Annotated in this window: 15 protein-coding genes; 7 read left to right on the top strand and 8 right to left on the bottom strand. The window is 68.1% G+C overall.

All coding sequences use genetic code 11. The features are described from left to right. Nucleotides 1-193: 193 nt before the first annotated feature. Entirely contained in the window at nucleotides 194-850 is a 657-nt protein-coding gene (locus ACTJI6_RS16175) for a PAS domain-containing protein (RefSeq protein ID WP_241232847.1), read from the top strand. A 45-nt stretch (nucleotides 851-895) separates the two neighbouring features. Here ACTJI6_RS16175 and rnd read toward each other — a convergent pair whose 3' ends face one another. Next, complete coding sequence (rnd, locus tag ACTJI6_RS16170; protein ID WP_126155588.1) at nucleotides 896-2,065, bottom strand: ribonuclease D; 1,170 nt, start codon at nucleotides 2,063-2,065, stop codon at nucleotides 896-898. Nucleotides 2,066-2,174: 109 nt separating this feature from the next. Continuing rightward, nucleotides 2,175-3,305 carry a tRNA guanosine(34) transglycosylase Tgt gene (gene tgt, locus ACTJI6_RS16165; RefSeq protein ID WP_440802081.1) on the bottom strand — a complete coding sequence of 377 codons (1,131 nt, stop codon included), beginning with the start codon at nucleotides 3,303-3,305 and terminating at the stop codon, nucleotides 2,175-2,177. 122 nt (nucleotides 3,306-3,427) lie between these two features. On the opposite strand from tgt, the gene ACTJI6_RS16160 reads away from it, so the two are divergent. The 3 genes from ACTJI6_RS16160 (at nucleotide 3,428) to tpiA (ending at nucleotide 5,116) form a co-directional block, all read left to right on the top strand. Then, nucleotides 3,428-3,781 carry an SUF system Fe-S cluster assembly protein gene (locus ACTJI6_RS16160; RefSeq protein WP_126155541.1) on the top strand — a complete coding sequence of 118 codons (354 nt, stop codon included), beginning with the start codon at nucleotides 3,428-3,430 and terminating at the stop codon, nucleotides 3,779-3,781. A 126-nt stretch (nucleotides 3,782-3,907) separates the two neighbouring features. Further along, complete coding sequence (locus tag ACTJI6_RS16155; RefSeq protein ID WP_440802080.1) at nucleotides 3,908-4,279, top strand: HesB/IscA family protein; 372 nt, start codon at nucleotides 3,908-3,910, stop codon at nucleotides 4,277-4,279. A gap of 90 nt (nucleotides 4,280-4,369) precedes the next feature. After that, nucleotides 4,370-5,116 (top strand): triose-phosphate isomerase, encoded by a 747-nt coding sequence (gene tpiA / locus ACTJI6_RS16150; protein ID WP_440802079.1) that lies wholly within the window; start codon nucleotides 4,370-4,372, stop codon nucleotides 5,114-5,116. Here the strand turns inward: tpiA and ACTJI6_RS16145 are convergent. Genes ACTJI6_RS16145 through ACTJI6_RS16135 form a run of 3 tightly spaced genes read right to left on the bottom strand, consistent with a single transcriptional unit; the run spans nucleotide 5,091 to nucleotide 6,953 of the window. Then, nucleotides 5,091-6,101 (bottom strand): GGDEF domain-containing protein, encoded by a 1,011-nt coding sequence (locus tag ACTJI6_RS16145; RefSeq protein ID WP_440802077.1) that lies wholly within the window; start codon nucleotides 6,099-6,101, stop codon nucleotides 5,091-5,093. The two genes, tpiA and ACTJI6_RS16145, sit on opposite strands and share 26 nt — an antisense overlap. Further along, nucleotides 6,098-6,613 (bottom strand): heme NO-binding domain-containing protein, encoded by a 516-nt coding sequence (locus ACTJI6_RS16140; protein WP_126155545.1) that lies wholly within the window; start codon nucleotides 6,611-6,613, stop codon nucleotides 6,098-6,100. The genes ACTJI6_RS16145 and ACTJI6_RS16140 overlap by 4 nt, the downstream gene beginning before the upstream one ends. A gap of 52 nt (nucleotides 6,614-6,665) precedes the next feature. Continuing rightward, complete coding sequence (locus ACTJI6_RS16135) at nucleotides 6,666-6,953, bottom strand: DUF3572 domain-containing protein (protein WP_440802076.1); 288 nt, start codon at nucleotides 6,951-6,953, stop codon at nucleotides 6,666-6,668. Between the two features lie 99 nt (nucleotides 6,954-7,052). On the opposite strand from ACTJI6_RS16135, the gene ACTJI6_RS16130 reads away from it, so the two are divergent. The 3 genes from ACTJI6_RS16130 to ACTJI6_RS16120 all read left to right on the top strand — a co-directional run bounded on the left by ACTJI6_RS16130 (nucleotide 7,053) and on the right by ACTJI6_RS16120 (nucleotide 9,621). Beyond that, nucleotides 7,053-8,438, top strand: a complete 1,386-nt coding sequence (locus ACTJI6_RS16130) for a diguanylate cyclase domain-containing protein (RefSeq protein WP_126155547.1) — start codon at nucleotides 7,053-7,055, stop codon at nucleotides 8,436-8,438. Between the two features lie 89 nt (nucleotides 8,439-8,527). Continuing rightward, entirely contained in the window at nucleotides 8,528-8,941 is a 414-nt protein-coding gene (locus ACTJI6_RS16125) for a DUF983 domain-containing protein (protein ID WP_126155548.1), read from the top strand. Next, a complete protein-coding gene (locus ACTJI6_RS16120; protein WP_440802073.1) occupies nucleotides 8,884-9,621 on the top strand; it encodes a DNA mismatch repair protein MutT in 738 nt (245 codons plus the stop codon). The genes ACTJI6_RS16125 and ACTJI6_RS16120 overlap by 58 nt, the downstream gene beginning before the upstream one ends. On the opposite strand, the gene ACTJI6_RS16115 is transcribed toward ACTJI6_RS16120, so the two are convergent. The 3 genes from ACTJI6_RS16115 to ACTJI6_RS16105 form a co-directional block, all read right to left on the bottom strand. Further along, a complete protein-coding gene (locus ACTJI6_RS16115) occupies nucleotides 9,618-10,388 on the bottom strand; it encodes an enoyl-CoA hydratase-related protein (RefSeq protein WP_440802071.1) in 771 nt (256 codons plus the stop codon). The genes ACTJI6_RS16120 and ACTJI6_RS16115 overlap by 4 nt on opposite strands. A 62-nt stretch (nucleotides 10,389-10,450) precedes the next feature. Further along, complete coding sequence (locus ACTJI6_RS16110) at nucleotides 10,451-10,906, bottom strand: cytochrome c-type biogenesis protein (protein WP_126155551.1); 456 nt, start codon at nucleotides 10,904-10,906, stop codon at nucleotides 10,451-10,453. Further along, nucleotides 10,903-12,864, bottom strand: coding sequence for a heme lyase CcmF/NrfE family subunit (locus ACTJI6_RS16105; protein ID WP_440802069.1), 1,962 nt, complete (start codon nucleotides 12,862-12,864; stop codon nucleotides 10,903-10,905). The genes ACTJI6_RS16110 and ACTJI6_RS16105 overlap by 4 nt, the downstream gene beginning before the upstream one ends. Nucleotides 12,865-12,907: the final 43 nt, after the last annotated feature.

The raw sequence follows: 12,907 nt of genomic DNA, 5'->3' as shown, positions 1-12,907 counted from the left end.
CGAAGTTATGTTTATCATACCGTTGGAGTGTATGGCGTGTCCGTGTTCCAGGATGCGCGCTGGTAACGAGGGAAAGACAGTGTCGGAATGGCAGGAGGACCAACGGCCGCATCCGCCCGGGGCGGATCGAACCGGACAGATTTTGCAGCTCGCGGATTTCAATCCCGCGCAACCGGCCCGGATTCTCGCCGATATGCGTGCCTATTGGGACAGCCTGCGGCGCGGCCGGGCCGTGCCCGCCCGTTCCGACATCCAGCCCCAGGGCATCCATCGCGCCCTTGATTACGCCTTCATCCTGGAACGAATCGCCCCTGGTGCGGCCCGCTTCCGTCTTGCCGGTCAGCACCTGATCGACCTGATGGGGATGGAGGTGCGCGGCATGGCCTTCTGCGCTCTTGCCAATCCCACATCGCGCGGCCGCTGGTCCGATGTGCTGGAATCGGTGTTTCGCGGCCCGCAACTGGCGCAGATGACGCTGCACGCCAAGGCCGAATATGCCCGGCCGGAACTGACGGCGCGGTTGCTGCTGCTGCCGCTGACCTCGGATCTGGGCGACGTGACCCGCGCGCTTGGCTGCATCATCGCCGAAGGCCAGGTCGGCATCGCGCCGCGCCGCTTCGACCTGGTATCGGACGAAGTGATGCCGATCGTCGAAGGGGGCAAGACGCTGGAGCCGTCGGCCTCGGATTTCGGGCGCGACAGGCGCGGGACCGCGCCGGCCAGGCTGGTTGAGGCACCTGCCGAACGACCGGCGAAGCGGCCCGACAGCGCCGAGGCGCGGCGGGCCAAGTTCCGGGTGATCACCCTGACGCCGGCCACGCCGAAACTGCCCTCGGGCGCCACAAGCTGACGCCGGGCGCGGGGGCGGCAGGACCAGCCCCCTGATGCGCTGCCCCTATCCCACCGTCACGACGCGCACCGCGCCGCCCTTGGCCGACAGCGCGATCTCTCCGTTCGCAAGGCGCAGGGCATCGTTGCCGAACACCTCGGCCCGCCAGCCTTTCAGCGCGGGCAGATCCCGCTCGCCCGAGGCGATGGCGTCCAGTTCGGCGGACGAGGCGATCAGCTTGGGCGCCACGCCCGAGACATCCGCCTTGGCCTTCAGCAGCACCCGCAACAGGTCGGACAGCGCGGCATTGCCGGGCCTGCCGGGTTCGTCGCCCTTGGGCTGCGGCAGATCCTTCGATTCGACCCCGGCCTTCACGGCGGCCAGGATGCCATTGGCGATGTCGCCCTTGCGCGCCTCGCGCAGCAGCAGGCGGGACCGGCCCAGATCGGCCTCGGTCAGCGGCTTGGTCGAGGCGACCTCGATCATCGCGTCGTCTTTCAGCACCCGCGACCGGGGGATGTCGCGGTCCTGGGCATAGGCCTCGCGGAAGCGCGCCAGTTCGCGCAGGATCGCCAGGAAACGCGGCGAATTGGTCCGGGTGCGGATCTTCTGCCAGGCTTCCTCGGGGCGGGTGATATAGGTCTCGGGGTCTTCCAGGACCGCGATCTCCTCGGCCAGCCAGCTTTCCCGGTTGTTCTTGCGCAGTTCGGCCGACAGGAATTCATAGATGACGCGCAGATGCGTCACGTCGGCCAGGGCATAGGCGGCCTGGGCATCCGACAGCGGGCGGCGCGACCAGTCGGTGAAGCGCGACGACTTGTCCAGATTGGCCTTGGCGATCTTGCGGACCAGGGTTTCATAGCCGACCTGTTCGCCGAAGCCGCAGACCATCGCCGCGACCTGGGTGTCGAACAACGGCTGCGGGAACAGGCCCGCGTCGTGAAAGAAGATCTCCAGATCCTGGCGGGCGGCGTGGAACACCTTGACCGTCCCGGTATGGCGGAACAGGTCGTAAAGCGGCGCCAGAGACAGGCCTTCGGCCAGGGGATCGACCAGCACGGCCTCGCCCCCCGGCATCTTGGGGGTCGATGCGGGCGGCAGCGCCAACTGGATCAGGCACAGCTTGGACCAATAGGTCCGTTCGCGCAGGAATTCGGTATCGACGGTGACATAGGGGGCGGATTTCGCCGTCTCGCAGAACAGGGCGAGATCCTCGGTCCGGGTGATGATGGTGATGTCGTCGCTCATATGGGGCTTTCATGCCGGGCGGTTCGTCCGCCAATTGGGAACCGATAAGCCCAAGCGATCCCGTTGAAAAGCGTTTTTGGTCAGCGGGACTGACGGATCACAGAGGTTCGATATCCCCCTGCGCGCGGAGGGCATGGAAATCGGCGACGAAATCGTCCAGCCGCCCCTGGGCGATGGCCGCCCGCAGACCCGCCATCAGTTCTTGGAAGTAATGCAGGTTGTGCCAGGTCAGCAGCATGCCCGAGATCATTTCCCCGGCGCGGAAGACGTGGTGCAGATAGGCGCGGGAATAGCCGGTGCAGGCCGGGCAGGTGCAATCGGCGTCCAGCGGGCGCGGGTCGTCGGCGTGGCGGGCGTTCTTGATGGCGACGGGGCCGCGCCGGGTCCATGCCTGCCCGGTCCGCCCCGACCGCGACGGCAGCACACAGTCCATCATGTCGACGCCGCGCTGCACGGCGCCCACGATGTCGTCGGGCTTGCCCACGCCCATCAGGTAGCGCGGCTTGTCGACGGGCAGGAAACCGGGGGCATAATCGAGGACGCCGAACATCGCCGCCTGCCCCTCGCCCACGGCCAGGCCGCCGATGGCATAGCCGTCGAAACCGATGGCCTTCAGCGCCTCGGCCGATTCCTCGCGCAATTCCGGCGTGACGCCGCCCTGCATGATGCCGAACAGCGCGTGGCCGGGGCGGTCGCCGAAGGCGTCGCGCGACCGCCGCGCCCAGCGCATCGACAGCCGCATGGACTGTGCCACGGCCTCCTCGGTCGCGGGCAGAGCTGGGCATTCGTCGAAGCACATCACGATGTCGCTGCCCAGCAGGCGCTGGATTTCCATGCTGGTTTCGGGCGACAGCAGATGGCGGGATCCGTCGATATGGGACGAAAAGGTGACGCCATCCTCGGTCAGCTTGCGCAGCGCGGCCAGCGACATCACCTGGAACCCGCCGGAATCGGTCAGGATCGGCCGGTCCCAGTTCATGAAGCGGTGCAGGCCGCCCAGCCGCGCGATCCGTTCCGCGCCGGGGCGCAGCATCAGGTGATAGGTGTTGCCCAGCAGGATGTCGGCCCCCGTCGCACGCACCGATTCCGGCAGCATCGCCTTGACCGTGGCGGCGGTGCCGACCGGCATGAACGCGGGCGTGCGGATGTCCCCCCTGGGGGTGTGGATCGTGCCGGTCCGGGCGCGGCCGTCGGTCGCATGGAGGGTAAAGTGGAAACGCTCGCTCATGGGGGGCCTGTCGCTGGAACCGGGCGTGTCTAGCGAAGCGGGGCGGAATTCGCAATGCGCCCTTCTCTGGACGGCGGCGGGGCAGACGCCTATATAATGGCCAAATCTGACAGGAACACGCCATGACCGACTTGCAGGAAGGCGCCCCGCTGATCGCGCCCTCGACCACCGACCATCCGCTGTATGACAGCATCGTCGAGGCCTGCAAGACCGTCTACGACCCGGAAATCCCGGTGAACATCTTCGATCTGGGGCTGATCTACACGATCCAGGTGAACCCCGAGAACGAGGTTCGGATCGTCATGACCCTGACCGCGCCCGGATGCCCCGTCGCCGGAGAGATGCCGGGCTGGGTCGCCGACGCGGTCGAGCCGCTGCCGGGCGTCAAGCAGGTCGATGTCGAGATGACCTTCCAGCCGCAATGGGGCATGGACATGATGTCCGACGAGGCGCGGCTGGAACTGGGCTTCATGTAAGCCGCCTTTGGCGGCGGTGGCCGGACGCTTCGCAGCCCCTGGGGTATTTGCACCAAGGCAAAAGGACCGCGACTTGATGGGCGCGGGCCGCGGCATTATCTTTCGGACGAACAGAAGGAACGCGCCATGTTTGCCATCCCCGGATCGGTGCCGGTCACGATCACCCCTGCCGCCGAACGCCAGATCGCCCGGCTGATGTCGGGCAAGAACGCCTTTGGTCTGCGGATCGGGCTGAAGAAGGGCGGCTGCGCGGGCATGGAATACACCATGGACCTGGTCGAGGCCGCAGAGCCGAGCGAGGAAGTCGTGGAACAGGGCGACGCGCGGATTCTGATCGCGCCGCGCGCGCAGATGTTCCTGTTCGGGACCGAGATCGATTACGAGAACGGCCTGCTGGAATCGGGCTTCAGGTTCCGCAACCCCAACGTCACCGACGCTTGCGGCTGCGGCGAATCGGTGCGGTTCGAGCCGCTGGACGGCAGCCGCGCCGCCGGGTGATCCGAATTGCGCCGGGTTTCGGCGCTATCATGATTGCGAAGCCGCCGCCCTGACCCTAAGCCGACGCAAACGCTTGCAAGGGGGAATGGCATGGCACCGCGCAAACTGGCCGCCGGAAACTGGAAGATGAACGGCGATCTGGCCGCCCTGGCCGAAATCGACGCCCTGGTTGCGGCCCATCCGACGCCGGGTTGCGACGTTCTGATCTGTCCGCCCGCAGTGCTGATCCATCCGATGAAGGCGCGGGTCGGCAGGGCGGCCATCGCGGTCGGCGGGCAGGATTGTCATGCCAAGACCTCGGGCGCGCATACCGGCGACATCGCGGCAGCGCAGCTGCGGGACGCCGGTGCGACCCATGTCATTCTGGGACATTCCGAACGCCGCGCCGATCACGGGGAAACCGATGCGGCGGTAGCCGCCAAGGCGGCGGCGGCCCATGCCGCCGGTCTGGTCGCGATCATCTGCGTGGGCGAAACCGAGGCGCAGCGGGATGCCGACCGGACGCTGACGGTCATCGCCTCGCAACTGGACGGGTCGATCCCCGAGGGCGCGACGGCTTCCAATACCGTCATCGCCTATGAGCCTGTCTGGGCCATCGGCACCGGGCGCACCCCCACCGGCGACCAGATCGCCGAGGTCCATGCCCTGATGCGCGAGCGGCTGTCAGGCAAAGTGGCGGATGCGGCAGGGGTCCGGCTGCTGTACGGAGGCAGCGTCAAGCCGGGCAACGCGGCCGAGATCTTTGCCATTCCGCATGTCGACGGCGCCCTGGTCGGTGGGGCCAGCCTGAAAGCCGTGGATTTCGGCCCGATCATCGCGGCGCTGTCAGCGGCCTAGGACCGCCCTCCAGCGGCAGGGGCGCGACCGAGACGCGGCCCTTACCCATCCGCTTGGATTGATAAAGCGCCACATCCGCATCTTCCAGCATCCGGTCGATGGCGTCGGCGGCATAGCCCGCCGACAGCACGATCCCCAGGCTGGCCGAGATCCCGCAGCCCTCGGGCGAGGCTTCCTCGATCCCGCGGATGATCCGGGTGCCGATGGCGGTCAGCGCCTGGCAGGACCAGGATCCCCCCAGGATCAGGACGAATTCGTCGCCGCCGATCCGCGCCACATGATCGCGCGACCGCACCACCCGATCCAGCACATGCGCGACATCGCCCAGCAGCCGGTCGCCCGCGGCATGGCCCAGCCGGTCGTTCACCTGCTTGAAATTGTCGAGGTCCAGATGCACCAGGGCAAATCCCTCCATTCCCCCGCGCGGATCCAAGGCGTTGCGCAAGGCCGCCTGCAAGCCCCTGCGGTTCAGCAGGCCGGTCAGAGCGTCGGTATGAGCCTCGCGTTCGGCATCCTGGCGGGCCAGCATCAGGTGACGGTTGAAGCGCGCCAGTTCCTGCTGGACCGCCCGGTTCGCTTCCTGAAGGAACATCAGCTCCAGGGCCAGTTCAGTGGGGGCGAAGTCCGATTCGGTCAGGCCGAACGCTGCGACCGCATCCGACAGCGACACGCCGAAGCCGAAATTCAGCAGCAGCCCGCCGAAGCCGGGCGTCACCACATGGCCGCGCAGCATCAACTGGCGGCGATGGCGCAGGCGCAGGGCCAGCCGGTCCCCGGGCGCCGCCCCGCGGATCGCGCCGATGACATGGCCCGAGGCGGCACCCCGCGCCTCGACGAAGATGTCCTCGACCCCTTGCGCGCAGGGCGGCATCAGCTTGCGCATGGTCGGCCCGGCGAAATGGATCAGCCCGCACTGGGCAATGCACAGGTGCATCGGCATCAGGCGATCAAGCGCATCCTGTCCCAGGGTCAGGGTATGGGTCATGGGGCATGGGCCTTGGACGAAAGATGAAAGGTGCGCGCGGCGGCAAAGGATGAATCCGACACGTCGATGCAGAGGCCGCCTTCCCCCGGCGTGATCACGCACAGCGCGCCGTAATCGTCGGCCATCGCGCGCAGCAGCCCGCTCAGCAGGGCGGTCCAGGCCGCCGGTCCGTCCGACAGCGTGACCCACAGCAACCCGTCATCGCTGCGCGACAGGGCGATTTCAGGGACGCTCAGGTCGTCGGTGACCAGGCGGATGCGTTCGGGCAACTCGTCCAGGCGCAAGAGGAAATCCAGAAAATCGCGCCCGCAAAACCGCAGAAGCCGCCAGATTTCGTCCTGGCGGACCAGCCAAGCGCCCAGATCCTCGATCAGTTCATCGACGGGCTTGCCCAGGTGCAGCGCCGCATCGCGCAGCATCTGACCCGGCGACAGCATGTCCGCGCCGGCCTGCAAGGGCACCGATTCCGCGTCCAGGAATTTTTCGATCGTGCGGCTGACAAGATCGTGCATGCGTCACCTCCGCCGCCCTTGATAGGGGCAAGAAATGAACAAATCGCAAAGCTCAGATCTCCCAGCCATAGCTGCCCGGCCCGGCAAGCGCGGTCCGGGCGGCCATCAGATCGCCGGGCCTGATCTCCAGATCCCCGGCGGCGTCCAGTACGCGGCGGTCGTCCTCCAGCAGGAAATCCAGGATATGCAGGGCGATATCGGGATCGCCCGCCGCCCGACGCAGATCCTGCGGCTGAAGCCCGGAGGCTTCCAGGAAGCCGCCGATCAGGTCGGGCCGGTCGGCCATGTACAGCAGGACGGTCATGGCCAGATCCTGGGCGGATTTTCGCGTATATGTCATCGCTTGTCCTTCGATCAGGCCGCGGGCCGCCTGTTTGGAAACCCTTTGTTAAGGAATCAATGCCACTCTGCAAAGATCGTCGAAAGGGGGGCGTTATCGGTGACTGCGCGTATCCTGATCGCGGAAAGCAGTGCGACCAGCCGAATCAGCCTCAAGGTCAGGCTGTCGGGCGCCTGTTACGACGTGCTGACCGCAGCCGACGCCGACGAATTTCTGTCGCAACTTCGCCTGGGACGCCCCGACCTGATCCTGCTGGGACCGGGGTTCACGGGGCTGCGGCTGGCCGACACCTTCCAGCTTGTCTCGATGGAACGGCCCCGCACGCCGGTCCTGGTGATGGCCGACGGCGAACGCCGGGTCGAGGCGTTGGAGGCCGGTGCCGCCGCCGTCCTGGATCCCAGGGTCGAGGAACAGATGCTGCTGGCCCGCGTGCGTGGCCTGCTGCGCGATGCCGAGGCCGACGACGCCCCCGACTTTTCGCTGGCCGAGGATGCGGGCGGGTTTGCCCATGCGCCTTCGGGCAACGTGGTGCTGGTGGCCGACCAGCCGGGGCGCGCGCAACGCTGGCGCCATCTCCTGCAACCGCGCCTGAACTGCCGCTTCGCCATCGCCAGCCCGGACGAGACGCTCAGCGCGGCGGCCCAGGGCGATGCCGCGGATCTGTACATCATCGCCGCCGATATCGACCGCAAGGGCGACGGGCTGCGCCTGCTGTCCGAACTGCGGTCGCGCAACGGATCGAAAGAGGCCGGGTTCGCCGTCCTGGTCGCCCCCGAGCGCGAGGAATTGTGCGCCATCGCCCTGGATCTGGGCGCGGGCGAGGTGCTGCCGCTGGATCCGGCCGAGGACAACAACGCCGAAATCGCCGCCCTGGCGCTGCGTAACCAGCTTGACCGCAAGCGCCGCGCCGACAGCCGACGCGAGGAAATGAAGCGCAACATGGCCTGGGCCATGTCCGACCCGCTGACGGGGCTGCACAACCGCCGTTATGCCCTGCCCCGGCTGGCCGAGATCGCGCGCGGGGCGATGAAGCGGCAGGACGGGTTCGCGGTGATGGCGCTCGACCTGGACCGATTCAAGACGATCAACGACAATTTCGGCCATGCGGCGGGCGATGCGGTCCTGTGCGACGTGGCCCGCCGGGTCGATTCCATCGTGTCGAACCAGGGCCTGACCGCCCGCCTGGGGGGCGAGGAATTCCTGGTCGTGCTGCCCCACGCGACCGAGGCCGAGGCCCATCGCATGGCCGAGGAAATCCGCCGCGCTGTGGAAACGCGGCCGACGCTACTGCCCCCCATCTCGGGCGGGGGCGAGGTCCAGGCCACGCTGTCGATCGGCGTCGCCTTCGAACAGGCGCCCTTCCATATCAGCCGTCCCGACATCCTGGCCGAGATCGCCTTGGAGCGGGCCGACCGGGCGATGATCGCGGCCAAGTCCCTGGGGCGCAACCGCGTGCTGCTGGCGCCGACCCAGCCGGTCCATTGATGCGACAAAAGGGGCAGGACAGAGGGGCTGGCAACGGGGCGGCGCAGCCCCTACATTGGCATCGCCCGCCAGACTTTCCGGAGATTGCCATGCCCTCGACCGCAGCCCCCCTCGATTCGTCCGAACGCCCCACCGGCCAGGCGATGCTGCGGGGCGCGTTGGGCCGCTGTCCCCGCTGCGGCGAGGGCAAGCTGTTCCGGTCCTTTCTGAAGGTTGCCGATCACTGCCCCGCCTGCAACGAGGCGCTGCACCATCAGCGCGCCGACGACGGCCCGGCCTATCTGACGATCCTGCTGGTCTCGCATCTGGGCGCGCCGCTGCTGCTGGCCTGCTATGTGGCGTGGCGGCCCTCGGCCATGACGATGATCTGGACCTTCGGCCTGGGCGCGGTGATCCTGTCGCTGCTGCTGCTGCCGCGCATCAAGGGCGCCTTCGTGGGCCTGCAATGGGCACGGCGGATGCACGGTTTCGGCGCGGAACCAAGGCCCCTGGCATCATCGTGACCGACCCCACGCCCATCCGCGACGCGGCGACGGTGATCCTGCTGCGCAGGACGGCGGGCGGCGCCTCGGTCCTGATGGGGATGCGCGGGGCGGGGGCGGTGTTCATGCCGTCGAAATACGTCTTTCCGGGCGGCGCGGTCGATGCCGAGGACGCCTTTGTTCCGCTGGCCGCGCCGCTGGTCCAGCCGCATCGCGGCCGCCTGGCCCAGGAACCGCGTCCGGGCCAGCGGCCCGATCCCGACGCCATCGCCGCCGCCGCCCTGCGCGAGCTGGCCGAGGAGACCGGCCAGTTGATCGGCCGCCCCGGACCCTGCGGCTGGCCGGGCTTTGCCGAGGCGGGGCTTGCCCCCGATGCCTCGGCCCTGACCTATCTGTTCCGCGCGATCACGCCGCCGGGCCGCCCGCGCCGGTTCGATGCGCATTTCTTCGTGGCCGACGCCGCCAGCCTGGCCACCGATCCCTACGATTTCAGCCGCGCCTGCGACGAGCTTTCGCACCTGCACTGGGTGCCGCTGCCCCAGGCGCGGGCCCTGGACCTGCCCTTCATCACCGAGGTGGTTCTGGCCGAATTGTCGGGCCTGATCGCGGGCCTGCCGCAGGACGCGCCGCTGCCGGTGCCCGAGACGGTGCCGTTCTTCGACAACCGCACGCCGGCCCCGCGCTTCGCCCAGATCGCCTAACGCCCGGTAAAGCGGGCCGGGCGCTTTTCCAGGAAGGCCGTCACCCCTTCCACGAAATCCGCCGTTCGCCCCGCCGCGCCTTGCAGCCGCGCCTCCAGCGCCAGTTGGGCGTCCATGTCGTTCTGGGTCGAGGCCTGCACCGCCTCGCGGATCGCGCGATAGGCGGCGGTCGGGCCTGCGGCAAGCTGGCGGGCGCGCCGCGCCACGCCGTCGGCAAAGGCGTCGTCGGGCAGGGCGTCCCAGATCAGGCCCCAATCGGCGGCCTCCCGGGCGGTGACGGGTTCTGCGAACAGCATCATCCCCATCGCGCGGGCCGCGCCCACCGCGCGCGGGATGATGAACGTCCCGCCCGCGTCGGGAACCAGGCCGATCCGCGCGAAGGCCTGGATGAAGCTGGCGCTTTCCGCCGCGATCACCACATCCGCCGCCAGCGCAAGGTTCGCGCCCGCCCCCGCCGCCACGCCGTTGACCGCCGCGATGACCGGCGCGCGGCAGGCGCGGATCGCCCGCAGCATCGGCTCGTATTCGTCCCGCAGCGTGCCCTCCAGATCCGCGGCCGCCGCGCGGTCGGTCAGATCCTGCCCTGAACAGAAGCCGCGCCCCGCGCCGGTGATGACCAGGCAGCGCGCGTCGTCGGGCAGGGTCGACGCGGCCTCGGTGATCTCGGCCCGCATCCGGCTGCTGAGCGCGTTCATCACCTGCGGCCGATTCAGGGTCAGCGTGGCGATCCCCTCGCTGACGGTGAATTCGATGGTCTCGAAACTCATGATTGCCCCCTTTTGCGGGACATCATGACCGAAACGACGGCTTGGAAAAGGGCGACCCGGCGTCAGTCGCGCATGATCTGATCCAGCCGGTCGCGTTCCGCCTGGGTCAGGACCTGCGCATCCTCGGGGCAGGCCGTGGCGCGGGACCGCAAGAAGCGCCAGGCGCCCAGCAGGGCCAGCAACAGCGCCAGCGGTCCCGCCAGCCACAGCACCAGGTTGCCTCCCTGGGCGCGCGGCTCGAACAGCACGAATTCGCCGAAACGGTCCACCACCGCGTCGATCACCTGGTCATTGCTGTCGCCCGCCACGATCCGTTCCCGCACATACAGCCGCAGGTCGCGGCTGATGGGGGCGTTCGATTCGTCGATATTCTCGCCCTGGCAAACCGGGCAGCGCAGCTTTTGCGAGATCTCGCGTGCCCGCGCCTCGGCTGCCGCATCGGGCAGAACCTCGTCCGGTTGGACAGCGAAGGCCGCGACCGGCAGCAGCAGGGCAATCAGCAGGACAAGCCGCCTCATTCCGCGGGCACCGTCTTGGCCGGCGCGCGGCGGGCGCCCGCGGCCACGCGATAACGGCGGTCGGACAGGCTGACGATGCCACCAAGCGCCATCAGCAGCGACCCCGCCCAGATCCAGTTCGCGAAGGGCTTGATATAGATCCGCACCGCCCAGCCGCCATCCGCCTGCGCGTCGCCGATGACCAGATAGATGTCGCGGAAGATGCCGTTGTCGATGGCGGCCTCGGTCGTGGGCATGGCCTGGACGGGATAGACGCGCTTTTCGGGATGCAGGGTGGCGACCGTCCGACCGTTGCGCGCCACCTGCATCGTCGCCATGGTCGAGAGATAGTTCGGCCCCTCGACCTCATCCACGCTTTGCAGGGTGATCTGGTAATCGGCGACCGTGAAGGGCTGTCCGACCTGCGCCACGCGGATATCCTCGACCTGCCAGGCGGTCAGCAGGGCGACGCCGATGAAGGTGACGCCCAGTCCGGCATGGGCGGTGGCCTTGCCCCAATCGGCGCGCGGCAGGCGCAACAGGCGCGACAGGCCCGACTGGCCGGTGCGGTGGATCAGTTCGGCGATGGCGCCGAAGATGATCCAGGCGCCCAGGCCCGCGCCGATGACGGCAATGGCCGACCGCCCGGTCGAGACCGCCCAGACAAGCGCCATGACCGCGCCGGTCAGCGCCAGCGCGGGCCACAGCGGCCGCATCGCCCGGCCCAGAACCGCCCGCTTCCAGGGCAGGATCGACCCCAAGGGAAGCACCATGGCCAGCACGATCATGAACGGTGTGAAGGCCTGGTTGAAGAAGGGTGCGCCGACCGACAGCTTGCGGTCCCACAGCAGTTCCGCGATCAGCGGCCACATCGTGCCGATAAAGACCACGAAGGCCGAGACCGCCAGCAGGACGTTGTTCAGCACCAAGGCCCCTTCGCGCGACACCGGCGCGAAGACCCCCTTGGCCGTCATCTGCTGCGCCCGCGCGGCATAGAGCGTCAGCGCCCCGCCGGTGAAGACCACCAGGATGCCCAGGATGAATACGCCCCGCGCCGGATCGCTGGCGAAGCTGTGGACGGATGTGATCACGCCCGACCGGACGATGAACGTCCCGATCATCGAAAAGCCGAAGGCCATGATCGCCAGCAGGATGGTCCAGCTTTTCAGCGCCTCGCGCTTTTCCACCACAACGGCGCTGTGCAGCAGGGCGGCGGCCAGCAGCCAAGGCATGAAGCTGGCGTTTTCCACCGGATCCCAGAACCAGAAGCCGCCCCAGCCAAGCTCGTAATAGGCCCACCAGCTGCCAAGCGCGATGCCGATGGTCAGGAACATCCAGGCGGCCAGCGTCCAGGGCCGCACCCAACGCGCCCAGGCGGCGTCCACGCGCCCCTCGATCAGGGCGGCGACGGCGAAGCTGAAGGCCATCGAAAGGCCGACATAGCCCAGGTAAAGGAACGGCGGGTGAAACGCCAAACCGGGGTCTTGCAGCAGCGGGTTCAGGTCGCGCCCGTCGAAGGGCGGGCTTGCCAGCCGCAGGAACGGGTTCGAGGTGAAGATGATGAAGGCATAGAAGGCCGCGCCGATCGCCGCCTGCACCGCCAGCACCCGCGCCCGCAGCGCCGGCGGCAGGTTGTCGCCGAAAGCCGCGGCCGCCGCGCCGAACAGCGCCAGAATCAGCACCCACAGCAGCATGGATCCTTCGTGGTTCCCCCAGACGCCGCTGATCTTGTAGAGCATGGGTTTCGCGGTATGCGAATTCTCGTAAACCAGCTTCAGCGAGAAGTCGGACGAGACGAAGGCCATCGTCAGCGCCGCGAAGGACAGCCCGACCAGCAGGAACTGCGCCACGGCGGCGGGACGGGCGCTGTCCATCCACGGCCCCCATCCCTTCGACGCCCCGATCATCGGCACCACCATCTGGAACAGCGATACCGCAAAGGCGAGGATCAGGGCGAAATGGCCGAATTCTGCTGTCATGGCTTGGATCCTTGGGTTCCGCCGATCATAGGGCCACAGAAAA

This window comes from Paracoccus sp. 22332, from assembly GCF_052045125.1.
Lineage (GTDB): Bacteria > Pseudomonadota > Alphaproteobacteria > Rhodobacterales > Rhodobacteraceae > Paracoccus > Paracoccus haematequi_A.
This window is presented reverse-complemented; position numbering and strand designations above follow the sequence as displayed.

Bases quoted from the DNA above. Each gene is read 5' to 3' on its own strand.
- ACTJI6_RS16175 (WP_241232847.1), top strand. From the start codon at position 194: ATGCGTGCCTATTGGGACAGCCTGCGGCGCGGCCGGGCCGTGCCCGCC.
- tgt (WP_440802081.1), bottom strand. From the start codon at position 3,305: ATGAGCGAGCGTTTCCACTTTACCCTCCATGCGACCGACGGCCGCGCC.
- ACTJI6_RS16160 (WP_126155541.1), top strand. From the start codon at position 3,428: ATGACCGACTTGCAGGAAGGCGCCCCGCTGATCGCGCCCTCGACCACC.
- ACTJI6_RS16155 (WP_440802080.1), top strand. From the start codon at position 3,908: ATGTTTGCCATCCCCGGATCGGTGCCGGTCACGATCACCCCTGCCGCC.
- tpiA (WP_440802079.1), top strand. From the start codon at position 4,370: ATGGCACCGCGCAAACTGGCCGCCGGAAACTGGAAGATGAACGGCGAT.
- ACTJI6_RS16145 (WP_440802077.1), bottom strand. From the start codon at position 6,101: ATGACCCATACCCTGACCCTGGGACAGGATGCGCTTGATCGCCTGATG.
- ACTJI6_RS16140 (WP_126155545.1), bottom strand. From the start codon at position 6,613: ATGCACGATCTTGTCAGCCGCACGATCGAAAAATTCCTGGACGCGGAA.
- ACTJI6_RS16135 (WP_440802076.1), bottom strand. From the start codon at position 6,953: ATGACATATACGCGAAAATCCGCCCAGGATCTGGCCATGACCGTCCTG.
- ACTJI6_RS16125 (WP_126155548.1), top strand. From the start codon at position 8,528: ATGCCCTCGACCGCAGCCCCCCTCGATTCGTCCGAACGCCCCACCGGC.
- ACTJI6_RS16120 (WP_440802073.1), top strand. From the start codon at position 8,884: ATGGGCACGGCGGATGCACGGTTTCGGCGCGGAACCAAGGCCCCTGGC.
- ACTJI6_RS16115 (WP_440802071.1), bottom strand. From the start codon at position 10,388: ATGAGTTTCGAGACCATCGAATTCACCGTCAGCGAGGGGATCGCCACG.
- ACTJI6_RS16110 (WP_126155551.1), bottom strand. From the start codon at position 10,906: ATGAGGCGGCTTGTCCTGCTGATTGCCCTGCTGCTGCCGGTCGCGGCC.
- ACTJI6_RS16105 (WP_440802069.1), bottom strand. From the start codon at position 12,864: ATGACAGCAGAATTCGGCCATTTCGCCCTGATCCTCGCCTTTGCGGTA.